This window comes from Sulfitobacter sp. R18_1 (assembly GCF_017743915.1).
In the GTDB taxonomy this organism is placed as follows: domain Bacteria; phylum Pseudomonadota; class Alphaproteobacteria; order Rhodobacterales; family Rhodobacteraceae; genus Sulfitobacter; species Sulfitobacter faviae.
The window spans coordinates 467548-493752 of the sequence record NZ_JAGHRG010000001.1 but is presented as its reverse complement, the minus strand read 5'-3'; the positions used below and the strand labels follow the sequence as shown (position 1 = coordinate 493752).

The 26205-nt window shown below is 49.0% G+C and carries 24 protein-coding genes and 1 other RNA gene; 14 read left to right on the top strand and 11 right to left on the bottom strand.

Going from position 1 to position 26205, the window contains the following annotated elements:
- The first annotated feature begins 15 nt into the window (after positions 1–15).
- The gene (locus tag J7392_RS03105; RefSeq protein ID WP_209216136.1) at positions 16–2166 is read left to right on the top strand and encodes a PBP1A family penicillin-binding protein; all 2151 of its coding nucleotides are present in this window, start codon (positions 16–18) and stop codon (positions 2164–2166) included.
- Between the two features lie 228 nt (positions 2167–2394).
- Positions 2395–3111 carry a sigma-70 family RNA polymerase sigma factor gene (locus J7392_RS03100; protein WP_209216135.1) on the top strand — a complete coding sequence of 239 codons (717 nt, stop codon included), beginning with the start codon at positions 2395–2397 and terminating at the stop codon, positions 3109–3111.
- Between the two features lie 73 nt (positions 3112–3184).
- Here J7392_RS03100 and dut read toward each other — a convergent pair whose 3' ends face one another.
- From dut to J7392_RS03070, 6 genes are all read right to left on the bottom strand, one after another.
- A complete protein-coding gene (gene dut, locus J7392_RS03095) occupies positions 3185–3652 on the bottom strand; it encodes a dUTP diphosphatase (protein WP_209216134.1) in 468 nt (155 codons plus the stop codon).
- Positions 3653–3654: 2 nt separating this feature from the next.
- On the bottom strand, positions 3655–4158 hold the full coding sequence (locus tag J7392_RS03090) for a dihydrofolate reductase (protein WP_209216133.1): 504 nt from the start codon (positions 4156–4158) through the stop codon (positions 3655–3657).
- A 13-nt stretch (positions 4159–4171) separates the two neighbouring features.
- A complete protein-coding gene (locus tag J7392_RS03085) occupies positions 4172–5023 on the bottom strand; it encodes a thymidylate synthase (RefSeq protein WP_209216132.1) in 852 nt (283 codons plus the stop codon).
- Between the two features lie 47 nt (positions 5024–5070).
- Complete coding sequence (locus tag J7392_RS03080; protein WP_209216131.1) at positions 5071–5679, bottom strand: thioredoxin domain-containing protein; 609 nt, start codon at positions 5677–5679, stop codon at positions 5071–5073.
- Between the two features lie 65 nt (positions 5680–5744).
- Positions 5745–6845, bottom strand: coding sequence for a recombinase RecA (gene recA, locus J7392_RS03075; RefSeq protein WP_209216130.1), 1101 nt, complete (start codon positions 6843–6845; stop codon positions 5745–5747).
- Positions 6846–6912: 67 nt separating this feature from the next.
- Complete coding sequence (locus J7392_RS03070) at positions 6913–7806, bottom strand: DHHA1 domain-containing protein (protein ID WP_209216129.1); 894 nt, start codon at positions 7804–7806, stop codon at positions 6913–6915.
- Between the two features lie 97 nt (positions 7807–7903).
- On the opposite strand from J7392_RS03070, the gene ssrA reads away from it, so the two are divergent.
- Both ssrA and J7392_RS03060 read left to right on the top strand, forming a co-directional pair.
- Positions 7904–8293, top strand: a transfer-messenger RNA (tmRNA) gene (ssrA, locus tag J7392_RS03065).
- A gap of 321 nt (positions 8294–8614) precedes the next feature.
- Complete coding sequence (locus tag J7392_RS03060; RefSeq protein ID WP_209216128.1) at positions 8615–9799, top strand: hypothetical protein; 1185 nt, start codon at positions 8615–8617, stop codon at positions 9797–9799.
- A gap of 83 nt (positions 9800–9882) precedes the next feature.
- Here the strand turns inward: J7392_RS03060 and J7392_RS03055 are convergent, their stop codons facing one another.
- Positions 9883–10356 (bottom strand): hypothetical protein, encoded by a 474-nt coding sequence (locus J7392_RS03055; RefSeq protein ID WP_209216127.1) that lies wholly within the window; start codon positions 10354–10356, stop codon positions 9883–9885.
- A 196-nt stretch (positions 10357–10552) separates the two neighbouring features.
- On the opposite strand from J7392_RS03055, the gene J7392_RS03050 reads away from it, so the two are divergent.
- Positions 10553–11575 carry a hypothetical protein gene (locus tag J7392_RS03050; protein ID WP_209216126.1) on the top strand — a complete coding sequence of 341 codons (1023 nt, stop codon included), beginning with the start codon at positions 10553–10555 and terminating at the stop codon, positions 11573–11575.
- A 39-nt stretch (positions 11576–11614) separates the two neighbouring features.
- On the opposite strand, the gene J7392_RS03045 is transcribed toward J7392_RS03050, so the two are convergent.
- Positions 11615–12199 (bottom strand): hypothetical protein, encoded by a 585-nt coding sequence (locus J7392_RS03045; RefSeq protein ID WP_209216125.1) that lies wholly within the window; start codon positions 12197–12199, stop codon positions 11615–11617.
- Between the two features lie 76 nt (positions 12200–12275).
- Between J7392_RS03045 and J7392_RS03040 the strand changes: the two genes are divergently transcribed.
- Together J7392_RS03040 and J7392_RS03035 are read left to right on the top strand one after the other, a co-directional pair.
- Positions 12276–13055, top strand: coding sequence for a hypothetical protein (locus J7392_RS03040; protein WP_209216124.1), 780 nt, complete (start codon positions 12276–12278; stop codon positions 13053–13055).
- A 58-nt stretch (positions 13056–13113) separates the two neighbouring features.
- Positions 13114–14184 carry a hypothetical protein gene (locus J7392_RS03035; protein WP_209216123.1) on the top strand — a complete coding sequence of 357 codons (1071 nt, stop codon included), beginning with the start codon at positions 13114–13116 and terminating at the stop codon, positions 14182–14184.
- Positions 14185–14188: 4 nt separating this feature from the next.
- Here the strand turns inward: J7392_RS03035 and J7392_RS03030 are convergent, their stop codons facing one another.
- Positions 14189–14842 (bottom strand): thioredoxin domain-containing protein, encoded by a 654-nt coding sequence (locus tag J7392_RS03030; RefSeq protein ID WP_209216122.1) that lies wholly within the window; start codon positions 14840–14842, stop codon positions 14189–14191.
- Positions 14842–15555, bottom strand: a complete 714-nt coding sequence (locus J7392_RS03025) for a Bax inhibitor-1 family protein (protein ID WP_209216121.1) — start codon at positions 15553–15555, stop codon at positions 14842–14844. The genes J7392_RS03030 and J7392_RS03025 overlap by 1 nt, the downstream gene beginning before the upstream one ends.
- A gap of 105 nt (positions 15556–15660) precedes the next feature.
- On the opposite strand from J7392_RS03025, the gene J7392_RS03020 reads away from it, so the two are divergent.
- On the top strand, positions 15661–16359 hold the full coding sequence (locus J7392_RS03020; RefSeq protein WP_209216120.1) for a hypothetical protein: 699 nt from the start codon (positions 15661–15663) through the stop codon (positions 16357–16359).
- Positions 16360–16378: 19 nt separating this feature from the next.
- On the opposite strand, the gene J7392_RS03015 is transcribed toward J7392_RS03020, so the two are convergent.
- Entirely contained in the window at positions 16379–16786 is a 408-nt protein-coding gene (locus tag J7392_RS03015; RefSeq protein WP_209216119.1) for a ribbon-helix-helix domain-containing protein, read from the bottom strand.
- A gap of 149 nt (positions 16787–16935) precedes the next feature.
- Between J7392_RS03015 and gyrB the strand changes: the two genes are divergently transcribed.
- The 6 genes from gyrB to J7392_RS02985 all read left to right on the top strand — a co-directional run bounded on the left by gyrB (position 16936) and on the right by J7392_RS02985 (position 26187).
- Positions 16936–19359, top strand: a complete 2424-nt coding sequence (gyrB, locus tag J7392_RS03010) for a DNA topoisomerase (ATP-hydrolyzing) subunit B (protein WP_209216118.1) — start codon at positions 16936–16938, stop codon at positions 19357–19359.
- Positions 19360–19362: 3 nt separating this feature from the next.
- Positions 19363–19776, top strand: a complete 414-nt coding sequence (locus tag J7392_RS03005; protein ID WP_209216117.1) for a hypothetical protein — start codon at positions 19363–19365, stop codon at positions 19774–19776.
- A 178-nt stretch (positions 19777–19954) separates the two neighbouring features.
- Entirely contained in the window at positions 19955–21661 is a 1707-nt protein-coding gene (locus J7392_RS03000; protein ID WP_209216116.1) for a tail fiber domain-containing protein, read from the top strand.
- Between the two features lie 229 nt (positions 21662–21890).
- The gene (locus tag J7392_RS02995) at positions 21891–22385 is read left to right on the top strand and encodes a polymer-forming cytoskeletal protein (RefSeq protein ID WP_209216115.1); all 495 of its coding nucleotides are present in this window, start codon (positions 21891–21893) and stop codon (positions 22383–22385) included.
- Between the two features lie 127 nt (positions 22386–22512).
- Positions 22513–25233, top strand: a complete 2721-nt coding sequence (gene gyrA / locus J7392_RS02990) for a DNA gyrase subunit A (protein WP_209216114.1) — start codon at positions 22513–22515, stop codon at positions 25231–25233.
- Positions 25234–25371: 138 nt separating this feature from the next.
- Positions 25372–26187, top strand: a complete 816-nt coding sequence (locus J7392_RS02985; protein ID WP_209216113.1) for a hypothetical protein — start codon at positions 25372–25374, stop codon at positions 26185–26187.
- Positions 26188–26205 lie beyond the last annotated feature (18 nt).

The following is a 26205-nucleotide window of genomic DNA, read 5'->3' as shown; positions in this document are numbered from 1 at the left end:
GTCGCGGTGGTAATCATGAAGTTATTTGTAAATTCCCTATCCTTTCTATTGAATGTGAGCGTTGTTGCTCTGGTAGTCGGAGGTGCGACTGGCCTTGCGATTATTCGTGATCACCAAGAACGCCTGCCTTCTATTGAGCCGCTTCTGGATTATCGGCCGTCAGTTCGTAGTCTTGTGGAAGACTCGGAAGGAAGCCCACTCCTATCTCTAGGTAAGGAACGCCGTGACCTAGTAAGCTTAGATGAGATCCCAGAACATCTCATCAATGCCTTCATTGCCGCTGAGGATAAGAACTTCTGGGATCATGAAGGGTATGACGCTCTAGCTATTACCCGGGCTGCTGTTCGGAACTTTGGTGCAGGAGGCGTTAAGTCTGGTGCTTCAACGATCACGCAGCAGCTGGTGAAAAACGTTGTTCTTACGACTGAACGTAGCATTGAGCGGAAGATACAAGAAGCTCTCCTCGCATTCGAGATCGAGAAGCATCTATCCAAAGATGAAATTCTTGAGCGATATCTAAATGAGATTTACTTGGGACGCGGCGCTTATGGGGTAAGTCGTGCCGCCGAAATCTACTTCGGAAAAAGCTTATCTGATCTAACCCTATCCGAAAATGCCTTTCTGGCCGGTCTTCCCAAGGCGCCTACAAGATATGGCCTGGATATAGAGCAAGGAAAAGGGCGACAGTCCTACGTTCTGTCCCGCATGTCTTTAGAAAATATGATTTCTGAAGAGGAGTATGCTCATGCTTTGGCCGCTCCTCTACTAATTTCCGAAGGTGACAACGATACGGAACAAGACCAAGCATCCCACTTTGTACGCTCAGCTCTAACTGAAGTAGAGAGCATTGTAGAAGATGCTGGTGATGCGCTGGCAGAGGGATATGTAGTCAGAATTACTCAGGACAGCGACCTCCAAGGTGCTTTGGAAAAGTCACTCAGAGAAGCCCTGATCGCATATGAGTATAGACAGAGCGCGTGGAAGGGCCCGTATAAGGAAGATCTTCCTCCGGTCGATAGCTGGACTGCAACGCCCGTTCTTATGGATGGGGATAGCTACTTCGTTTCAATAAACGGTGAACCCCTCCCTCTGAGTAAGGATTCAGTGAAGTTCGCAAACCGTGGTGAGTTCACCCTGGCGCCAGGCATGCGAGTATTGGTCGAGAAGGTTGGAGATAAAGCTAAGATTAGGCAGGTACCCGACGTCCAGGGCGCAGCGGTTGCGATGGATCCGAAGACCGGTCGCGTACTGGCAATGACGGGATCTTTCACTCAAGATGGTCAGTTTTTCAACCGTGCTATGGATGCACATCGTCAACCAGGTTCTCTATTGAAGCCTTTCATCTATGCTCAAGCACTGGAAGACGGATGGTCCCCGACATCCCCGATTTTGGATACTGGTGTCGCCATCCAGTCCAATGGACAGAACGAGGTCTGGCGCCCGCGTGATCATAATTTCTCAAAGTCGGGCTTCGTGACGCTTAGATCGGGCCTCGAGTATTCAAGAAACTCGGTAACCCTTCGTCTCGCTGAAGCTATCGGAGAAGAGAAGATAGGAAATCTGTTCGAGGGAATGGGTATTCATAAAAAAGCAGAGCCGGGTCTCAGTATCGCGCTTGGCTCACAAGAATCCACTCTACTGGACTTGGTGTCGGCCTACGCGGCTCTTGCAAACGACGGTGTCCCTAAACGACCGGTCATGGTTGAATCCGTATCTAGCAAAGACGGTACCGTTGTTTATGAACCAGAAGATTTCATTGATGAAAGAGAGCCCTTTTTTGATGAAGTAACGCTGGCTCAGATAAGATCAATGATGGCTGGCGTGACAGAGTATGGCACCGCTTGGCGCGCATTTGAGGGTGCCGGATATACTGTCCATGGGAAGACAGGAACCACCAACCAAGCCAGGGATACTTGGTTCATCGGGTTCACCCAGAACTTGGTAGTGGGGGCTTTTGTAGGCTTCGATGCGCCCGAGCCTCTAGGTCGCGGTGAAAGCGGCGGCAGTACAGCCGCTCCTATTGTGCGCGCCTTCTTCGATCAAATAGATGAGACCTACAGAATTTCTGATTACCAACTCCCCGATGGGGCAAAGATAATCGAAATTGACCCCGATACCGGAATTCCTTTTGACGGAGGCTTCAAGGAAATCATTCGAGAAGATTAAAATAGTATTTAAGAAATTAGAAAAATGAAAAGCCAATAAAATTGACAAATCCAAAAGGATGCGTCTTTTGCGCGAAGAACTCGCCATGAACATAATCGTATTACGGGAACTGTTAACTCAGACCCCTAAAATACCGTGATACGATCTCTTTTATAAAGAGATATAATAATAAAGGCGGATATCAATACCATGATGTCAATTACATATAAGCAGGCTGTAAGTGCTCCTATGATCACCAAAGAAGAAGAGCTGGAAGCACTTCAGAAATGGCAGGAACACGGCGATCAAAAAGGACTTGAGAGTCTAGTTGTCTCTCATGCGCGTCTCGCATATTCTACCGCATATAAATATGCGAATAATCCAGATCACGTCGAGGACCTAGCGATTGAAGGTATTACCGGCCTTATTAAGGCGGCCGAGAAATTTGATGCTTCGAAGGGCACCAGATTTTCAACCTATGCACGTTTTTGGATTATGACTAAGATTACTCAGGCTCTCCCGCAAGTAGCAGGCGTGATCGATGTGCCATCTAGAACATTCATTGATGCCAGAATGGGGCGTCTTGAAGGTCCGGATAAGGACAAAGCTCACATGGCTGTATACGGGGGAATTAATCTTGACGCCCCGATTGGGGACGAAGAGGGCATGACTGCCATGGACATGTTGGAATGTCCTCGGATGAACCCTGAACAGGCTGTATCGGCAAGTTCCGACGCTGATTATAGGCAGGAGCTTCTTATCACGGCTATGCAGGACCTGAGTTCGCGTGAGCGTGAGGTCATCACCCGTCGCAAGCTAAAGGCTACGCCTGAAACACTTGAAGAGATATCGCAAGATTTGGGTGTTACCCGTGAGCGAGTGCGTCAGCTGGAAAGCAGAGCTATGGGTAAACTTCGGCGCTCAATGACAAATGCCGGTTTCTTACCTTCGATGCTGAGAGACTAAAGGGTTCAACCCAGCGCTTAACGAGATATGATGCCTGGCAGATTGCAATATCTGCCAGGCATCTGCGTTATATTCAGATGGTCCCCGTTGATCCCAGACCTCCGGCCGCTCTACCAGTAGTGCCTTCATGGCTTTCAACAACATTCAAATTTGGCAGGCCAACTGGTAAAAATACCATTTGCGCAACTCTCATGCCTGGCTGAACGATAAATGTTTCGTCCGAACGGTTCCATACGGATAGATGGCAGATTCCTCTATAGTCGGAATCGATCAATCCCACCGAGTTTCCCATAATAATGCCGTTCTTTATGCCGAGACCCGATCTAGGAATAAAGAAACACCCCCATTCAGCAGAAGGAATGGCAATCGAGAAGCCAGTAGAGATCACTGCGTCACAACCAGGCTCAATGACTACCCTCTCGGCTGTGCAGGCTCGCACATCATAACCGGCGGATCCGTCCGTGGACCTTGCAGGGAATCCTCCAATCTTCATGAGCAAAGGATCTTCAGCTTTAATGTCTACATCTGTTAGAGGTGTCATAATTACTCCTGTATGAAATTTGTTCTGGTATAAAGTCGCCACATGCAGCGCAGTGGTGTTTGTGTGATCAGCCCCGTTGACTCTTCAGACCATTCGTCATCGGGAATATCTGGAAAGAATACGTTCCCTTCGTCCACATGCATGTCTACTTCAGTGAGAATGATACGGTCTGCCCTACCCATGAAAGACTTAAAGACCTGCTCTCCCCCAATCACATTAATACGCGAGTATCCGTGGTTAGCCGCTGTGGTGAGAGCTTCTTCTGGAGAAGTGCAGACTTTCACACCATCAGTGCTCCTCAGTTCGGAAGAGCTCGTAATGACGATATTAAGCCGCTTCTTTAGAGGTTTTACCGGAAGGCTCTCCCAAGTCTTCCGGCCCATGATAATGGCGCTTCCCAAGGTTTCTTTTTGGAAGAACTTCAGCTCTTCTGGGATATGCCAAGGAAGACCGCCATCCTTTCCGATAACGCCGTTTCTTGACCTTGCTGCCACTAAGGTGATCATGGGGTTTATCTCCTTAGACGGTGAACGGATAAGAAATAGCCGGATGGTACTCGTATCCGACCACTTCGAAATCCTTGGTGGTCACCCAGGTCTCAAGATCTTCAAGTGTTTTGATGTCAGGGTTGATCAGAAGCTTAGGTTGCTTGAAGGGTTCACGCTTAAGCTGCACATCACGCATTAGATCGACCTGATTTTCATAAATATGAGCGTTCACAATCTTATGGTAGGCAACTCCAGGCTTGTGACCTGTGATTTGCGCCATAATAGCGAGCAAGGCGAAGACCTGTACTTGGTTGAAGTTCAAGCCCAAGGGCACATCGCATGAGCGCTGGGTAGACGTTAGATAGAGCTTTCCTCCCAACAGGGAAAATGTGTGGGAGTACATGCATGGACGAAGGCAGCCCAATTCGGTCTCGCCAGGATTTAGGAAGGTTAGTATTTCCCCCCGGTCATCGACCCCTTGAGAAAGGTTGTCTACAATCTTACGAAGCTGGTCGACGTGTGTTCCGTCCGGGCGCCTCCAGGCCCTCCCCTGTACGCCATAGACCCTACCCATGTCGTCCTCACCCTTACGATGGGGATTGGATATCCATGCCTGGTTTTCGTTCGCGTTCGCGTTCCATGTATTGCAACCTATGGCTCGGAACTGGGCTGCGTTATCGTAGCCTCGAAGGTATCCCAGAAGCTCAGCAATAGCAGCTTTCCAGAAGCTCTTGCGAGTAGTGTCTAAGGGGAACTCGTTGTTCGCGACATCATATTCCAGATCGGCATTGATAACGGTCAGACATCTCTGCCCGGTTCTTTCATTCTCGACCCATACGCCATCGTCGATGATCCGTTGGCAAAGGTTCAGGTACTGCTTCATGCTAATTTCTTTCTGTGGACATGGAAAACGTATCCCAGTCAGCTTTATTATTCGTGAAAACCATAGGCTTCGAACGGGTGGTTACCCGTCCATACTTTACCGTTTACTGCAAGTGTTGGGGTGCCCTTGATATTGAACCTATCGCGGTCTCGGCCTTGATCTCGGCTCATATCCGCGTCGATAGCCTCAGCACACTCTATGATGTCCTCAACCTGTTTTGGGGAGATCCCAGCAAGAGCATAAAGATCATCCATGCTCTCGGCAGTTACAAGTTCGTCCTGACGTCTATAAAGGGTGTCGATGATTTCAGGTTGTCTATCGATAGGAGAGCATACGGTGAGCAAGGACGCGGATCGCGCTGTTTTAGATGTTGGCCAAGCATGACGATAGATGATGGTCGCATCGACTTCTTTCATAATACGCTGAAAGGTGCCTGAGTAAAAGTTGGCGCAATGCGAGCACGTATAGCTGCCAAAGAATACAACCGTATCACCTGAACTAGATGTCCGCAGAATGGTTTCTCCGACTGCTGGATCATATTCGTAGTTATCAACGGACTGTATTTCACTCGCGGTCTTGGAGTAATCATAGCCATAGCTAAAAATCGCGGCGACCAATATGGCTGACGCGATCAAATACGGTAGTTTTGTTTTCATTGGAGTTCCGTAATGTTCAGTGAGGTTGGGGCACACATCGAAGCGCCCCAACCCTAAGATGCCAGTTAGGCGTTCATGAAGTCGTCGTCGGGAGCATCCACTACGATGTCTTCATCCTCTCCGGCGCCATCGATATCATAAGCTTCACGGATGAGGGCTTCGATCTCTTCTGCCATCTCCGTATGTTCACGCAGGTACTTCTTAGCGTTTTCCTGCCCTTGACCGATACGTTCATCGCCGTAGGAGAACCATGACCCCGATTTTTCAACAATTCCGGCCTTCACACCCATGTTGATCAGCTCGCCCATTTTGGAGATGCCTTCGCCATACATGATCTGGAATTCGACCTGTTTAAACGGTGCCGCCACCTTGTTCTTGACGACCTTAACACGTGTCTCGTTGCCAACAACTTCGTCACGATCTTTGATCGCACCGATACGACGAATATCAAGACGAACGGACGAGTAGAACTTCAAAGCGTTTCCGCCGGTGGTGGTTTCAGGAGAACCAAACATAACGCCGATCTTCATCCGGATCTGGTTGATGAAAATCACGGTACAGCCGGTGCGCGAGATAGAGCCGGTCAGCTTGCGCATGGCTTGGCTCATCAAACGAGCCTGAACACCGACAGAGCTGTCCCCCATTTCGCCCTCAATCTCAGATTTTGGTGTCAGTGCTGCCACAGAGTCGACAACAACAAGGTCGACGGCACCAGAACGCACCAGAGTATCAGTGATCTCGAGAGCTTGCTCACCGTGATCTGGCTGCGAGATCAATAGATCATCGACATTGACGCCCAGCTTCTTTGCGTACGAGGGGTCGAGTGCGTGCTCCGCGTCGACGAAGGCACAAACCGAACCCTTCTTTTGTGCTTCAGCGATGCAGTGCAGGGTCAATGTCGTTTTGCCACTACTTTCGGGACCAAAAATTTCGATGATCCGGCCGGTCGGAATACCACCAATGCCAAGGGCAACGTCGAGGCCCAGAGAGCCAGTGGAAACAGCTTCCACATTAGCAATGGCACCATCGCCGAGCTTCATGATAGAGCCCTTACCAAATTGACGTTCAATCTGGCCCAGTGCAGCCTCTAGGGCTTTTGCCTTTTGTGATGCATCAGCACCTCGTTCGCCTGTGGTCTTGGGTGGTTTCGCTGCCTTAGGGGGCATATATATCTCCTTTAAATCTACTTACCTTAAATCACTATGCTTTAATGTTGTCAAGATTAAAACTCGTTTATTCTTCGCCCATCCATCCGTGGGGCATTGTTACCCCGCCAGCTTTTTTATGGCCACCACCACCGTAAGGTCCAACGATATCGGTCACGTCGATCTCATTATCACTGCGTGCGCGAATTGAAAATCTACGACCTTCAGGGATGTCCACATATGTCGCCGCCACAGGATGGTCGCTCTTTAGCATATCAGCGGTGTCTGAAGCCAATACGTGAGGTACGTTCACAACTGGCATGTCGATACCGCCAATCTTCATCATTTTAAGGCCATCCTCAATCGTCATGGAAATAATATGATCCTTCGATCTACGGATACTTTCTCCGCAGGCCACGGCCTCTTCAAAGCCATCCGGATCCTCCAGTGTGATATCCAGAAAATCGAAGGTCATAAGGGACTGCTCGAACGACATGATCCACTCATTGATGGCCTTTGTTTTCTGAAGCTTGTGCTGCCAGAGATCCCGATCTTGCACATAACTGATGAGCTTAGGGGTATCCACGCCAGGAAAGAAGAAATCCCAGGTCATCTGGGCGCCGCTCCGGGACATGTCAAACAAACAGACCCCTCCCCTTTTGCCTTTGACATCATCCCATTCATCACGCGCAGATGACCAATCGCCCTTGTAGATAAGGTGCTCCAGGTTCTTCTCTGCACTAGCGTGGTGATCAAGAACCAACAACGAGGCAGCTTGCTTTAGGGCAGCATCCATCACACCGGCCGAGTAAGAGAAGTCGACAATAATGACGTGCTTCCCGGTAATTTCAGGTAATGTGTCGCCATATTTTGCGGGGATGAACTCTACCTGTGGCCCGAGGGCGCGGAACACGACCCACGCCGCAGCAAAGCCATCCGGACATTTTGCGTGGTAGATACAGGTATATTGTTTATCTTGCATGAAATCCTCCAAAATTCCCTGCCTTGTCAATTATACACCGAGATTTGTCAATGGTTATTCATGCGTAAGGTAAGGTAGCACAGAAATTTACCCATGTCGTGTTGACTTTAGCGTAGAATTAAGCTACCTAATGCTTGCGCTTGATGAAACAAAACCAAGAATATGCTGGACTGGGGGGCGGTACCCCACGGCTCCACCATAAGCGCACTGAGCGATCAAGAGGTGGAATTCTGCCTGAGACTGGTTGCTACATGAACCGGGGTAGGATCGGCGCGATCCATTTACCTGGGGGAGTGTCTTTGCGGTGCGCTTATGATGGGGCCGAAATAGGATCGACGGGTATTCGAGTTGAGTGGAGAGCGTCGGGTGGAATCCGTGATTGTTCTAACTTAGTAACTGCAAACAACAACTTTGCACCTCGTGGTGTGGCTCTCGCAGCCTAAACCACATGGGCCGATGGAGCGGCCTTGAAACAGAAGGGGCTTCGGCCCCACTCCATACCTACCCTTTCAATTCAGTTTTTAGAAACGTTGCCGATCTATCATATCCGCATGGATTATGATGTAGAATACGTATGCACAAAGAGCGGCCGTGTGGGGATTTTCTTGCCCTGCATGGAATACCACTGTGCATCCTATAAAATAAGCGGAAATAAGCTTATATTGTGTCTTCATAACGGCCATTATTCGGAGCTTAACCCTCCTGCTGTATTCATTAATCAAGCAAGGCGCTTAAGGCGCATGCTTGTTGTGGAGTGCAAAGGCACCGCAATATTTAAAGAATATGAAATTGAATTAGAGATTTAAGAGTGAAACACACATTGACAAAAAGGCTTCTTGCAGGTGGCTTCCGTGTCTACAAGAAGCGGGCCTTCGCTATTAATTGCTGTACAGCTGCTGCAATCTCTTTCGGCATGGCTACCAGCTATTCTTCCAATAATCTGAACTACGCGATGCGCATGCCTGATGATCCGAGCATACCATCAGCTGGCATATCTCCAGATCCGCTCCCAGCATCATTGGTGAGCATGTCTACCCCGAAAGATATCCAAGTGGTTTCTAAAAGAACGGGTGCCACAAAATCATCCGGTCAACTTACGCCTGACGAGGTTGAAGATCCGGGATTCTGGATGCTTGATGTGCAAGGCGTACTCGCCACATCACTGATGGTGGAGAGCGCTCACAAGATGGGTGGCAATATTGTAACTGACATCAACTATGACCGGTTTAATATTCCGAAATACAGGCTTACCGAAGGGGAGCTTAAGGCTTTCCGGGAAGCAGCGGCGGAAACTGGAAAACCTCTGGGGCTGATCCTTGCCTTCGCATCTAAAGAAAGCAATTTCCGGCCTAATGATAGCCCAAGTACAAGCGCCGCGAAGGGGTACTTCCAGCACATCCCCTCGACGTGGAACGCCTCACTCGAAAAATTCGCGAAGGATTATGGCTATGGGTGGGCGCGCAATAGAATGTATCGTGAGCCAACATATGTGATGTCGCTTCGCAAGAACGCGAAGATGTCCGCCGTCATGGCAGTCGCTTTGATGAAAGATGACGAGATGCGTGTTGAGGGCAAGCTGAATCGCCAGCTTTCTGAGGTGGAAAACTATGTCACCCACGTTCTTGGCTCCGGCAATGCCACGAAGTTCCTTTCAACGTTTGACCGAAACCCTCGCATCAAAGTTAATCGTATCTCAGGTTTGGGCCCTGCTATTCGGGCAAATAGGAATATCTTCATCAAGAACGGTAGATATAAAACTGTTCAAGAGACGATGGATTGGTTTGAGCATGAGATGGGGCGTCGCATTGCCTACTTCACGCTAAAATACGACAGCGACAATCCAGAACGTGTTGCCAAGGCCCTCGAGTTTGCAGTCGATAAAGGCTACCTGAATACTGTTCGTCATGAGCCCTTCCGAGACGATGATGAGTACGCCATAAACGATGATTACATTGCGGGTGGCGGCTCCTATAGAGAAGCTTCTGTCCGGTAACTAAGTCAGCTTTGACCAGACAAAAAGAGAGGGCGCTTTCATAGCATTGAAAGCGCCCTCTCTTTTTTATGTTTTATCTACCTTTAGCCTTTACAGCCATCGATGTGATTTCTGGATGCTGTGAACCCAACCAAGCTATACTTGTCAGCATGGTATGCGCCTTCAGCGTCTGTCCATTTGACTTCCATCTCCAGTCCGGCCTTCATCTGGGCGACCATCATTCTCTCTACATCAGCCGATTTCAAGAATCCGACGCCTTTGTAGACCAGCATTTTGAAGGGCAAATTCTGGTCAATGCGAACACTACCTTCGATGTTTGCGTCTTCAGGGAAACCCGACACCACGGCGATTTCGTCGCGGATCTTCTCGCTGGGACGATGAGTTACCGTGAGATAACGGTCATTCTGGCTCGCACGTTCATCGACTGGGAAAGAAATGGCATAGCAATACTCTTTCGTATTATGCCCTTCCCATGATTTATTGATGGCGACGTCTGCCGCCATTGAGCTGGTGGCGAAACCTAGTGTGGCTGCGGTAGCAAGAAGAAATTTACGCATATTATACTCCAAAGTGGTTTACGCCATTATGGTCGAAACAAGTTAAACTGAAGCAAAACTAATGGGAGTTCACCAAATATGGTGACGTCGCTCAGAATTTACTCATATTTTTTAGATATTCTGACTTCATAAATTTGCTCTTTGCATTTACGTGGTAATCTCAAATGAAAGAAAATTCTCAAAGTGAGCTGAAAATATGACAAAAAGAGACAGAGATAATATCGCGAACCTCGAGGACGTGCAGATCGACGCTATCCGCTATGGACTAACCATCACCTCAGAGGAAGAAGAGGTGAGATTTGCTTCCGTAAAGATAAAAGCAGAGAAGGATATCAAGGATCCAACATTTCTTGTGTTCTACAATGATGCAGCTGAGAACGTCGTTAGAGATCTCAGAGCGGTATTGAAATTCAAAGAAAAGGAAACTCCTGATTTCCCAGCAGAATACAGTGCGGACTCCAGTCAAATTCTGACTGACATCGCAGACAAAGAGCTGAGGATTTCGGTTGAGGGTGCCAAGGTGCGCAGCCGGTCATCTGGAGCAATCTACAAAGGTGGGAAGTTTGAAGTCGACCTGTCCTCTATCCCTGCCCTTGCGGAAGCCCGTGATAGGGTAAAAGAAGCCAAGGCAGCGCTCGCTGAGATGGAGGCCGCCTATGCAGAGACTGTGGACAAGGTTCTCGATGGCACCTTGGAGGCTGCTGCCTCAAAGATTGATGACGAGGAAGTCCTCCCCGCTGAGGAGCCAGATCAGACATCCGTTTCAAGTGAGGTTGAAAATGCCCCAGATGAAAGTAATAACGAGGTCTCTGCACCTGCCGATGGCGTTGCTGATGCACCGGAAGAGGTAGCAGAAGAGCAATCCGCTGAAGCGACCAATGAGACACCTGAGCCGGAAGCAGAAGTAGCTGGAGCACCACAGGAAGCCGCAGATGACAACGATGCGGAAAACACTAAAGAGGTGAAGTTCGGCAACGAACCTGATGAGGGTGTCGAGGGTAAAGAAGTTTCTCTTGATCTCGATAAGGATGAGGAGAAGGCAGAGGCATCTCCTGAGACACCAAAGGTTCAAGAGAGCGATGAAACCCCTCAGGCAAGTGATGATCAAGAGCCAGAAGAGCCAGAAGAGCGGCCATCGGCTAGCCCGTCAGCCCGCCCGCGACCGCGTCCAAGGATGGCCCGGCGCCCTGTATCTCCGCCAACGGGCCCAAGACCTTAAAATATTAATGGGAGCAGAGTAATATCTGCTCCCATTTTTTTATGGAAGATCGAGCGATCTATCTAATCTCTCGTAGAGGTTTTCCTTCTTCCGACTCGCAAACTCCGACTGGATATCATTGAAGCTTATCGGTAAGAAGTTTGTATGCTCCAAACAGGTATTTAGATATCTGGGGTCGTCCATTTCCTCGCCTAGCTTATTGATGACTTTCACTGTGTGCGCATGAATGTGCGCGTGTATGTTTCCCTCGCACCATCCAGGAAGCGATGCAGGATGCAGGGGGATGTGGCTCAAGTAGAATTTACCCAGCTTATGGACGGCACGAATATCATCAAAGTAAGGAAGATAATCCTTGAGTTTGAAGATGTCATGGTTACCCTTCACAAGAACCTTGCGACCCTTCATCTCATTTAGCTTTTCCAGAGATTTCCGACTAATGGCTACATCCCCCATGAAGTAGACGCGGTCCTCGTCAGAAACCAGTTCGTTATACCTCTGGATGATATAGTTATCGCCATCTTCCGCATTGTCAGCATATGGCCGAATAAGTTGCCCATCCGGGCCCTTAAACTTATAGATTCCGTTGTGCCCAAGATGAGGACATCCGATCAAGAAGGTTTTCATAGAAGTCTCTTTACAGTTTACCTCATATATAATCCAGAACGGATGAAGCGTAAATGAAGAATTATGAGGGTTAACTGTGAACTGGACTGAGTTATCTATCACTATAGGGGATGCTACTCTCGTAAGCCCCATCAAGTCGGGGCTGGATTGGAGCCAGGTAAACACCATTGTTTCGATAAACTCAGAAGATGGTGAACTAGACAGAGCTTCAGCTACTTCGTCGACAGGCGAGGTCCGGTACTGGACCCTTAAAGACGGCTGGAACGCGAAAGCCCCGACGTTAGGTGATGAAGTTAACACAGGTCTTGAAGGCCGTCGCATAGCGGCCGACCCGGTGAAAGAACGGATGCCAGGGACTGACTTTCTGGGCTACGGATTGATCCTAACCGGCGTTGGAGAAGACTATTTGTGTCGATTTCCGATGGAACATGGAGGACATCTGGACGCTATCCTGACGGATAAAGACATCATATTATTGCCCGACATCATCGAAATGGGAGTAGCTGGATCCGATGGTCTTGTGGTGGATCACCTCGATGTGACTGAAGCAGTCCTTCATAGTCCAGTCGAAGACATAAGCTCGCTACGAGACGGTCCTGCGGACGACAATGTGGCACGTCTTCACAATAACACTGCTCTAAAGGCTATCTTATCACAAATTGGCTCAGCGGATATCCAGATTGCCAATAGCATAGCCGATTACTTTGGCATATCAGCGACTGTGGATCTTGACGGCGGGCAGCTCATGGTAAGTGAAAGCGACCTGAAAGGGCTGTTGGAAATATATGATCAAGCCCGTGTCGTTCATGAGTTCATTAATAGCCAGACGTTCGATAGTAAGCTGACTGGTCCATAAAAGGTTACCGGCAATTAAGATGTGCTCTCAATATGTCCAACAAGGAGAGCGTGTTCTGATGTTTGGCTTCTTTCGTGTAATAGTTGTTTTCCTGATGCTGATAGGAACCCAATCAGTAGCAGAAGAGGTGTGTGACACAACGCCGTATGTAGGTGGACATGCCATATTCTCGAATGAGATGAAGCGCATTGACGATGACCCTAGATTCCAGCAGGGATGGAGGAATACCTACGTTCATCCTGGTGATCCAAATATTGTAGTGAGGTTTGGATCCGTAAAAGTCATGCCTGCCAGTAGGCAAGATCAAGCACTGTTTAAGCGCAACCAATATAAATCCCGCCGGGGAATTGAAACAGCACTTAATAGAGCTGGTTATCATGTGGCGCGGTCAGCCTCCGAGGCCTCACCCTATGGCTGGAAGATCGAGGGGGTGAGTCCAGATGGTAAACTTGAAACTGGTTATTATTCGACCCGGGTATCGGACGCATGTGAGTTTACGGCCGCATGGAGTATTCCAGTCAAGTATCAAAAGACAGGCTTTCGGGCGAGGGTATCATCTGCGCTCGAAGGTATCGCATCGCAAGCGGCATATATGTCTGACGAGATCCAGCTGAAACCAGACCGCAAACGCCCTGTAGGGTATCTACCCGTGCTCTTATCTACAATTCTCACAATCGTAGTCGGGTTTATGTTATTCGCCGCTGTCAAAGCGTTTCGCATCCTGCCAGGGGCATATCTAGGACTTTACTCCAAGATATTTCTTGGTATCAGTCTCGCATCCATAGCAGGCATGATGATGTACGATGTATTCACGACAATACGGATGAGGTCAAACCCAGAAAATATAGAGCTTCTGTTTGTTGGGGTGGGAATGATCATATTTTCGATAATATGGACCACCTCAATAAACAAGAACCAGTCTTCGAGTTACATTTCCGCATGGATGGCCTACGCCTCAATTCTGGCATTGTACGCTATCATGGACTGGCACTGGGATATGTACATCGTTTCTAAATGGGTCATTTTTCTTATAGCATTATTGGTCGTCTCTATAGTTCTATTCAGAAGGGCAGATCGCCTCAACGCCTACATTGACAAGGCGGAAAACGACTTCAAGTTTAGATCATGATCTATCAATCGTCCCGATCTATCATTTGCTGAACTTCTTTGAGAAAAGATTCGTGATCCAGAAAACCTTCATATTTTCGGTCACCCATCACAATGGTTGGTAAGCTAACTACGCCAATGTTTTCAGCTATCATCGAACTAACGGATATGTTTGTTGTCCAATCCCTGTAGTTGTCCATCCTGATGCTGGCGGATTCTCTTACATCGGCCAATATTGATACATCCCGAAATAGAGTTTTAGCATCTATAGTGTCATCCCCCGACTGATCCATATTCGCGAAATGGAACATGCCAAAGGCAAGCTGACCGGTAGTGTATAATATCGTTTCAGCGATGGCCGCATCATAGTCTTCCTGATTTGCAGGGATAGGATGGAAAGATACCTGAATAGGAACATCGTCTGACAAGGCGCGGAAGATAGAATTAGACGCCTTTTTACATGGCTCACAGCTAGCTGAATAAAAGTAGTCTATCTTCACAGGAGCAGCGGCGGAACCAAGTATAGGAAACAAAGGAAGGTTCTTAATCCGCTTACCGGCTTCTATTTCAGCCTGTATCGGATCATTGAAGCTGAAAAACTCTTCTGGAACCGGATCTGAATAAGAGACCGTAGCACTCAGAGAGAGTATTGCTCCGAAGATCGCTGACTTTCTATACATTATATTTTCCTCAGGATCCTTTTTGGTGTTGATATGAATATAGCCGTTATTGAAGCAGACAGGTGCATGGCCCCCAACGCCCCGCTATCCACCCTATGAGGGCCATCTTCTCTAAGCTCCAAAAAAGCGATCTCTAATGCGTCAGCCTCAGACCACCAGAGCAAACTGATCAGATTTATTATGACTATTGCGAAAATGAACATCAGGGGGCCGGATTTCAAAAATAGCAGACAAACTACATAAGCACTAAAGATACCGAGTATAGCAATGATTACTGATGCCAAAATGCCAAATACGTAGCTTCTATCCACTTGGCCAAGATTGCTCATGCAGATAAATACAACAGCCGACGAAATTAGGGCTGCTCCAAAATCTATTGATGGGTTCAGTGCTGACCAGGGGGATAGAAAAACACCCCATGCCACAGCGTGAAAGGCTAGGTAGTATTTCGCCACAAGTTTGGGGCTGTCTGTTATTATTTTATGTCCGAAGTACCCTGTTGCAAGGACAAGTGCAAAGCTAAAGAATGTTGCCAAGGGATGCGTCAAGAAGTCCATAGAATCCATCCTGGGAAGACCATAAGACACGATTCCGGCTATGAGGATTACGACCCCAAAAAACTTGTACGTACGCGAAACGTCTTGATGGGCTGATCTCTCTGTCTGGGCACTGTCCTGACCATTCCTTATGTCAGAGTAGCGTACATTTGGCATTTAATCTTTTCCTAATACTTACGTCAGTCTCTCGAAGTATGTTCTATGCAATGGATAAGGCTTCGTAACTCTATGGCATATTTTCGTTCACAAAAGTTAATTAGCATGAAAAACGCGGGTATTATTGCTTTATCCGTTATTTTATCAGGTGTTGGATTTTCGGCTGCGGCAAGTGATCAGTCTTGCGCAAACGCATTACGACGTGCGGGATCGGACCTCACTACAAATGTTCGCGTGAACGTATCGCCTGGCCAGCCCGTATATGATCTAAGCCTTAGTCAGCAGGAGTTGACGCAGCACTCGGCAGGAATGATAGCTATTAGCAGAAATTCTTACGTTAATGGTCTGACGGATGCCTATTTTGAAGATAGGTCTAGGTCTCTCGTTCAGAAGCTTGATTTGCCTGGAGGGGGTACCTGTGTTTGGCCATCAAGTTATGAGCTAAACCTTCAATACAAAAGAATGGTCGTATATGTTGCCAACGAATTCAAGGAAGGATCTTGTCCGTACGCCGCGACCATGCGTCACGAGTTGGAGCACGTGCGCATAAATAATGATACGTTCCTTCAGCATCGTAGTGACATAGAAAGTCGAATGAGAAGATATATAGAAGGCACATTTCCCATCAGAGTGCCTAGGGGCAAGAATCCAGACGATGTCTCCAACCAACTGCTGAGAAGTGCTTCAAGCACCTTCGTTGATCGGGTCACTGATATTAGAGATGCCAAGCACAGTGAGCTTGATAGCCCAGAGAGCTATGCATATTGGCAGTCTCTTTGCCACGACTGGTCCGGAAAACACTAAGCGCCTTCCGGATTGCAGTTTAGGCAGGAGTAGGACCTGACACGATATTTTTCAGACCCTGAGTGAGCATTTCCTGTTTGGATACGCCTGTCTCGGATGCAAGATCTGTAGCCATCTTTACAAGGTGAGCGTCAAACCATGCGCCAACCGGACGCGTTCCCGAGCGACATGCTGGTGCATTGGATGAGTTGCGGACCTTCGAAACACCTTTCCGTCGCCGCACGATGCGAAGATGACCCAATGGAAATACGGGAGCCCGCCCTTCAGCAACGAAGTATGAGTTCAGGGCTTCCGCCACGACCTCGGTTGTTGTCTTGCCTTCATTCTCTGCCTTCTGATGAACTCTCTCTGCGAGGGCGGGCTCAACATAGGCTATGACTTGCTGCTTTCCTTGTCGGCTAGGGGGTAGCTTGTTCTTAAGCTTCATGGGTTGCTCCAAATATTATTCATTCGTTTTTAATGATCTATGCCAGAATGTCAACACAAATTGTTATTTATGCTTGATACTGCTTGGCTGCAAAGTTGACACCAAAGATAGTTTGAGGTAAAAGGGGCTTAATTTACAAGGATTACAGAATGACTGCGCATACCAAAGAAGCTGATTACACGGGATCCAACGTGAAAGTCCTCAAGGGCTTGGAGGCGGTGCGGAAGCGTCCCGGCATGTATATCGGCGATACGGACGATGGGTCCGGCCTGCATCACATGATTTATGAAGTCGTGGATAATGCTATCGACGAAGCTCTTGCTGGACACTGCGACAAAGTTTCTGTGTCCTTGAACTCGGATGGTTCCGTCACTGTGACGGATAACGGGCGGGGTATCCCAGTGGATATGCATCCCACCGAGAACCGACCCACTGTCGAGGTCATCATGACCGAACTGCATGCTGGCGGTAAATTTGACCAGAACTCGTATAAAGTATCTGGCGGTCTGCACGGCGTTGGCGTTTCCGTAGTTAACGCTTTGTCGACGCGCCTAGAGGTCACCGTCTATCGTGATGGTGTCGAGTGGACGATGGCGTTTAAGGATGGGGTTGCAAGCGAACCCCTCAAAGAGGTTGGCAAGTCTTCTTCTAAATCTGGCACCAAGGTTACTTTCTGGCCCTCCCCAGAGGTGTTTTCTACGACCCAATTTTACGGCCGTACTGTGGAGAAGCGACTGCGCGAACTTGCCTTCCTCAACTCCGGTGTCCGCATCACATTCAATGACAATACCGAAGGCGGCATTGGTGAGTGTGACCTCTACTATGAGGGAGGTGTTGCCGAGTTTGTCCGCTATATCGACAAGGCTCGCACGTCTATCCTGGAGCGCCCTATCGTGGCCCGGGGAGAACGTGAAGTTAGCGGCAAGATGATCCAGGTTGATGCCGCCCTGGTCTGGAACGAAGGCTACAGCGAGAATGTTCAGTGCTTCACGAATAACATTCCGCAAAAGGATGGCGGCACCCACCTCGCAGGGCTTCGTAGTGCGCTCACTCGGTGCGTCGGCAACTATGCTGAGAAGAACCTCAACAGCCGCAAAAAGATCGACGTGTCTGCCGAGGATATCCGTGAAGGTATGACTTGCGTTCTGTCGGTGAAGCTTCCTGATCCTAAGTTTAGCTCCCAGACTAAGGAAAAGCTGGTTTCAAGCGAGGTCTCATCGGCCGTCCAACAAATTTTCGCTGACGTTCTGAATTCTTGGCTGGAAGAAAACCCGGCTGAGGCAAAGCGGGTAATCGGTAAGGCAGCCGACGCGGCATCTGCTCGGGCAGCAGCGCGTCGTGCTCGCGAAATGACACGCCGGAAGTCATCTTTGGAGATTTCCAACTTGCCGGGTAAGCTCGCTGACTGCCAAGAAAAGGATCCTTCAAAGTCTGAAATCTTCATCGTCGAGGGAGACTCGGCTGGAGGCAGTGCCAAGCAGGGACGCTCGCGCAAAAACCAGGCGATCCTCCCTCTGCGTGGTAAAGTTCTCAACGTTGAACGATCCCGGATGGATAAAATTCTAAAGTCAGATCAGATTGGTACACTGATCACAGCGCTGGGCTGTGGTATTGGTCGCGAAAACTTCAATCCGGATAAGCTTCGCTATCATAAAATCGTCATCATGACTGACGCTGACGTGGACGGTGCTCACATTCGTACGCTCCTGCTCACGCTGTTTTTCCGTTACATGCCAGAGCTGGTTGAGCGTGGTCATATCTATATCGCACAGCCTCCGCTCTACAGCGTGGCAAAGGGTGCCAAAAAGACGTACTTGCTAGACGATGCTGCCCTTGCTGACCATCTAGTCTCGATGGGTATCGAAGGTACTGTTCTTTTGGCGAGCAATGGCGATGAGATCTCGGGTGATGAGCTTAAGCAGCGCATTGTGGAGGATCGCAGTGTGATCAACCGGATCGAAAATATTGACGCTGAGATTAACTGTCTTCCGCTGACCACTGCGTTGGCCATTTCTGGCGCCTGGCACCCTGCTGCATTTTCGTCTCCTGAGCAGACGCAGAAAGCCATTGATGCGGTCTGCCGCCTCATGCCCGTGCGTATGCCTAGGACATCGTGGAAAGGCCGTGCGACCCCTGAAGGCATGGAGTTCACGTATCGTCTCCGTGGTGTCGAGAACGTGGTCAAGGTTAACCGTGAAATCTCTGAACACCCCAGTGTCAAAATCCTGCTTCGCGAGTTTAAGAAGCTCTCTGCTCTTTATCTGAAGGGTGCCAAGCTCCAGATTGGAGACTCCGAAGTCGTATTCCATGATCCGAAATCTCTTTATGATGCAGTCATGGAGCGCGGCGGCAAGGGTCAGGCAACCCAGCGCTACAAAGGTCTTGGTGAAATGAACCCGGATCAACTTTGGGATACTACACTGTGCCCTGAGAACCGTAGCCTTCTTCAGGTGCAGGTCCGTGATGCGGAGGATGCTGACCAACTGTTTAGCACCCTTATGGGAGGCATGGTCGAACCCCGCCGTGACTACATCGTAGCCAATGCAGCTTCTGTCCAGAACATCGATGTGTGAACTATGAGCCCAGATGTTGAAAACAGAATCTTTGATCGGTTTCGAGGATTGTTTGAAGATGAAGACGGCAATCAGTCGTGCTCAGTGATTGAAGTTGGCGATGGCTGGGAGACCGTCATCACCAACTTTCTTGAGGCCGCCGAAAAACACATGGGTGTAGTCGCTGAAAATGATCCTGAATTAGCAGACTTCCGGGTGATCGAAATAAAAGAAAAATACGGATCGCTTAGAATATATACCACCTACGGTGACGATGTGATCTTTGATCTTGGGCAGAAAGCAAGCTCAGATAGTGAGAAAATATGTGAACTTTCCGGACAAGAAGGGTCACTACATGAAAAGATGGGTTTTGTAAAAACTCTGGCCCCGGATGTCGCGGCTCAACATGGTTATGAGGCGATTACCCACGGTGATTAATAGAACCTAAAGAGACAATACGTGAAATGGCTGCTATTTAGGCGGCCATTTTCTTTTTTAGTCCTTGCATTTGTAATGCGGTATTTTTTTACAATCTATTAGATAAGCAGATATTAAGGGAATAATTCATGTTCTCTTCATATATATCTAATCGAAACATTCCATGTGAGGCCTATACATGAAACTATATAGTAGAAAAAGACGTTCCAAGCCAAATGGAGAGCGGGGCTTTACCCTGTTCGAGGTAATGGCTGTCCTTGGGATTATCGCCATTGTCGGCTCTATGATGGCATCGAGCTGGGCTGATAACGCCAAAAATATGAAAGCTAAAGCGACCGCTGAGAAGCTTCATATGGTGGTTAAGGCGGCTGAAGACTACATGGTGGCAAACCGGGCTGATCTACTTACCTTAACCGGGGGTGGCAATGTGATCGCGATCCCAGCAGGGAAGACCTGTGCAGCCTGCGCACAGCCCGCAACTCCTGGTGGCCTACAAACTATTCAGGCTGATGGATACCTTCCCTCTAGCTTCATCGATTCAAACACTGACCAGCAGTCGCACGCACTTCTGGTAAAGCAGGTTGGTGGGGAGCTTGAGGCCATCGTAACCACTTACGGCGGTGCATCCGTAGCAGACGATCAGATCGGTTACATATCGAGCCTTCTCGGCGCCTCAGCTGGCGGTGTTTATAACAACGCAGTTTTTGGGCCGAATAACCAGATTTCTGGTGCACAAGGAAGCTGGGGTGATGCTACCGCTAACTGGGCTGCTTCGATTGGCGCAACACCGGTGACTCCTTCGGCCGGTACTGTTCAGGTTAGCATGAGCATGGCTGAGATTTCGGGCCCGGGCATCGATCCAGATGACGTTCTGCACCGTACTGCTCAGACTGATGTCACTTTGAACACTATGGATACTGCCATTCGTATGGGCGGTAATTCACTAGAGATGCAAAACGGAGATATTAATGGGGTCGATATGATTTCGGGAGTGCGCGCCAATCTTACGAACGATTTGAGTGTACGCGACGTAAACGGTAGAGTGGCTACATTCACTGGTGCCATAACAGGAGCCAGTGCGCAGATTAATGGTAATGGTGTCTTCACCGGGCAGCTACGTGCCGGACGTATGGTAGACCATCAGGACCCCACCTTTATGGTCGATCCCGATGTCACTACTATATTAAACAACTTGCAATCGAGCGGAAACACAACCTTAAGCGTGCTCAATGTCCTAAACGGAACCACAATGAATGATGTCTCTGTTAATGGTGAGACATGGGTAACCGACCTAACAGGTAGTGGCGATACAGATTTGGCTAGCTTGAATGTGAATGGACCTATTAGGCTGAATGGTGATATCGACGCAGTTAGTAACGATATGACTACCTCCGGATGGATGACCGCTAATAGATTTTCCGACTCAGAAACCGCGACTAGATTTGTTAATCCAGCAGGTCTTTCAGAAATAAATAATTTACGGGTCCACGGCGCACTAACAGTGAACGGGAACACCACGTCTACCGGGCAGATTAATGCTGCTAGATTTGTGGCTACTGATCGGATGATCTCACCAGTCTACGTTACAAGCTCGGATCGTAGACTGAAGGCCGATATAGAAGACCTAAAGGGCATGGATATCATCAAGAAGTTGGCTCCGAAGTCATACAAGCTTAAGGATACAGGTAAGCTTTCAATGGGATTCATTGCACAAGATGTCGAACAGTTCCTCCCTTACGCGGTCCACACAGACCCAGAGACCGACATGAAGGGCGTGAACTATATAGAGTTGATTGCTCCCATGGTTGATGCCATCCAGGAACTGGAGACGCGGGTGGAGGAACTCGAGACGTCGATGGTGGACTTGGAGATGACCACGGAATAAGGGTCATCACATATTTTATACTGTTTGAACCCCGGGGCTGATGCATCGGGGTTCTTTTATTAATAAAAGATTACCAAAAACGCGGATAACAAGGTTAGGCAAGAATAATTTATTGACGAGCGGCGAGATATTCTTGTATTCAAGCAATACCCGGCGAGAGGCCGAGTACCTAACCTAGATCGCGAGCCAGACGGGTGGCGCCGGTCGTATTTGAGAAAACGGAGTTTTAATGACTTATTCTGACAAAAAAGAAGCCGGTGATGTCCATGAAACCATCATCGCACCTGACGTTCACATGAAGGGCGATCTGGTTACTGACGATGATGTGCGTGTACGCGGCACCATAGAAGGCGTCATCCGATGCCGCACTCTGACGCTGGAGGATGGCTCGGTAGTGAATGGAGACGTTGATGCTGAATCTGTTCACGTTTCCGGTCAACTAATCGGCACTGCCACCGCCAACAACATGATGATCTCTAAGAGCGGCATCCTCGACGGTGACTTCACCGCACATAGCTATGGCATTGAGCCTGGCGCCAAGATCCGCTCTGCCAACCTGAGCTCGCCGGATGAGGTAGAAACCAGCATCCGTAACCCATCTAACCGCATGCACCCCCGTGTGGTTGTCCCCCACAACCCTGGCAAGCGACAGAACCAGGAGCCCGCTTCCCGCACGAGCGACTCCCCGGAGTTCGTCCGTTCCAACGATGAGAATAACTCGTAAGAGAATTCCTCAGGAACCATTGCCAGAAAACGATAAAGCGAGCTTCGGCTCGCTTTATCTATTTATGTATAGTTGACAAATACATGATTAAACATGTATAATCCCACGGATATTTAAAGGACTCCCTATGCTTGATAACGCTGATCAGGGGCTTGAGAAGGCTTCTACAATCTTCATTGAAGACGAAATGCATGAATCGTACATGAATTACTCCATGTCGGTCATTTTGTCGCGATCCATTCCCGATGTGCGCGACGGCTGTAAGCCGGTTCACCGTCGGATCCTCTATGCGATGGATAATGGTGGCTACACGAAGGACAAGCCTTACCGGAAATCTGCCCGTATCGTTGGTGACGTAATGGGTAAGTACCACCCGCATGGCGACAGTGCCATTTATGATACGATGGTGCGCATGGCGCAGGATTTCTCAATGCGTACCACTCTGATCGATGGCCAGGGGAATTTTGGCTCAATGGATGGGGATGGCGCCGCTGCGATGCGATACACCGAGGCTCGCATGGCACGAGCAGCTCATGACATGACTAAAGACATTGATCGCGGAACAGTGGGCTGGCGCCCGACCTATGACGGACATGATCAAGAGCCTTCCGTGCTACCGGCCCGAATTCCCAACCTTATTATTAATGGAGCCACTGGTATCGCTGTTGGCATGGCAACCAACATGCCAGCTCATAATCCCGGCGAAGCCATTCGGGCTGTTATGCATCTGTTGGATAACCCTGATGCAACTCTCGATGACATTATGAATATCATGCCGGGTCCTGACTTCCCAACTGGTGGTACCATCATGGGGCGTGCTGGAATCCGAAATGCCTATGAGACAGGTCGTGGAAGCATTACTGTTCAAGGGGTTATCGACGTTGAAGAGCGCAAAGGCGGCAAAAGCCGAATTGTCATCTCTGAGTTCCCTTACGCAGTCAATAAAGCTACCTTCCAGCAAAAAGTAGCAGAGCTGGTAAATAACAAAGAAATCGATGGTATTACAGATATCCGTGATGAGTCCGACCGGGAATCTAATGTCCGTGTTGTTATCGACGTGAAGCGTGATGCCGATCCGCATCTGGTGATCAATAAGCTCAAGAAGAAAACACAGCTGGTGAACAACTTTGCGGTTAACGCTAGCTGTCTTGATGCCCGTGGCCGTCCTCGGGTCATGAATATGATGGAACAGCTTCAAGCATTTGTGGATCACCGTCTTGATGTTGTTAGAAAACGCACAATCTTCGATCTCGATAAGGCGCGTGATGCTTTACATAAGCAGATTGGCCTGTACGCCGCTGTGTCTTTGATCGATGAGGTGGTGCGAGTTATCAAGTCCTCTCCCGATGCCGAGACCGCGCAGAACCGCCTGATGGAAATGCCGTTCCCCACGAAGGGGGATTTTGCTCGCCTTTTGATCGATGCCGACCCGGATATCAGTGATGAGGAGCGTGAACTGCTCGGTAAAGATGATCACCGGTTCTATCTTCAGGCAGACCAAGCAGACGCTATCCTGGCACTGAACCTGCGTCGACTAACCGGCATGGAGCGCGACAAAATCGAACAGAAGGCTCGAGACATCTCCCAAGAAATCGAGGGATATACTCGTATTCTGAATGAGCCGGAAACACTCAAAACCGTTGTGCGCAATGAATTGAGCGATGTTCTGGCGCGTTATGATGAGCCCCGCCGCACGTCTATCGAAAATAGCGAGATGGATGTCCTCAGCGACGAAGATCTGATCGAGCGTCGTGATGTGGTTCTCACACTGACCCATGGGGGATACGTAAAGCGAACTTTCTTGGACGCCTATCGAGAGCAGCATCGCGGTGGCAAGGGCAAAGCTGGCATGGAAACCAAAGAAGGTGACTTTGTGACCAAGGCGCTGACCTGCTCTACGCATTCTCCGCTGATCTTCTTCACCAGCCGTGGTATTGCGCACTCCCTGAAGGCATTCCAGCTCCCTGAGGGACAAGCGAACGCTCGTGGTCGCCCTCTCGTTAATTATATGCCACTTCGACACACTGAGGGTGAGACCATCACGTCTGTGATGGCATTGCCGGAGGGTTTGGAGGAAATCGAGAAGTACTCGATGGTATTTGTAACTGACTTCGGCAATGTTCGTCGTACCGATGCTCAAGATATGATCAATATCAACAAGCGCGGTAAAATTGCTATGCAGCTTGAAGATGACAATGGTCGCCCCATCGGTCGCCTAGTCAATGTCCTGCTATGCAAGGAAGATGACACAATCCTGATTAACACCAAGAAGGGTATGGCTGTTCAAATCAGAGTGGGTGACCTGAGAGTGGTTAAGTCCAGGTCTTCTACTGGCGTACGCGGTGTAACCCTTAAAGACGGTGATGAGGTGGTTGGTGCCAACTTCCTGCCTGCCAATGACGTCACCTATCAGGAGCGTCAGGCTTATCTCGCCGGTGGTAACGTAACACTGGGTGATGATGAAAACCCGATTGAAGTGTCGCTGACCGAACGTAGAATGCAAGAGATTGCGAGCCAGGAATGCTTCCTGATGACCGTATCAGAAAACGGTTTTGGCAAGCGTGTCTCTGCATACGAGTTCAGAACGGTTAATCGTGGTGGCAAAGGCGTGACTTGCGCAACGATTAACAAGACGACAGGTGATCTGGCTGCATGTTTCCCAGTTGAGGAAAATGATGGGCTTCTGTTGATTACGGCTGCCGGACAAACGATCAGAACACCTATCAGCGAAACACGGGTTCAAGGTCGTGCAACACGAGGTGTCCGGCTTTTCCGAATGGAGGATGGTCATACCATTGTTTCGGCCACCAGGGTCGTAGCGGCGCCAGATGAAGAGGATGCCGAATAACAATCTTAAAGTGGCGGGGATAACTTCTCCGCCACTCTCTTTTTTGGTATCTAAAAATTGCTCTTACAAGTATAGTTAAGCATTGTTGACAAACATAAAATGTATATGTATAACTAATGCAAATCAAAGGAGCGATTTATGAAGGATACTCTATCCATTTTGAGTAAAGCAGAGAAATTCTCTGTAAAACTGTCCCAACTGGGCGCCGAAGCGGCGGGCTTTGAGCAAGAGGCTGCCGATCTGGAAGAACAAAAGGCCGAACTGCAACAGCAAATCGATGGCGTCAAAGAAAATCACGCCAAGGTTCTGGAAGCACAGGAAGAAGCGGAAAGCTCTTTTGATGAATTCCTCTCTGAGCTTGATGAAGGCCTCGATGCTGAAAAAATTCGCGATCTTGCAGAGCAGCGCGTAGCCCAGCTGAAAGAAGCGGGCCTGCTTGGTGAAATCGTCGTGAAGGCAACGCCGAAGCCGAAAGCAACTAAGCGTAAACGCCGCACAAAAGCTGAGATTGAAGCGGACCGCGCTGCCGAAAAGGCAGAGGCATCCACCACTGAAAATCAGTCTACCGACGCACATGAAGTGACAGAAGAAACTGCTGTTCCTGTCGAAACAGCGCAGGCCGAAACAGTGGCTGAAGAGACCGTCACTGAGACCGCTGCATCCGAAGAGGTAGAAGTAAGCACAGAAGAGGTTGCTGCGGAAGTAGACGCAGCCGACCAAGAAGAAGTGACTGTTGAAGAAGTTGCTGAAGCAACCCAGTCTTCTGAAGACGATGAGGAACTCGCCGCGATTAAAGATCTGGCTTCCGAAGAGGCGCAGTCGAATGACGATCTCAATGAAGAAGAGCTCATCCAGGAGCTTGCAAACGGATCTGATCAGGAAGCGTCCAAAGAGGTCGACAACGAAGACGATAACGATATCGACGTCGAAGTACCTGACTTCCTCGCCGGTTGATCTTGCGGGGCGCCCTTA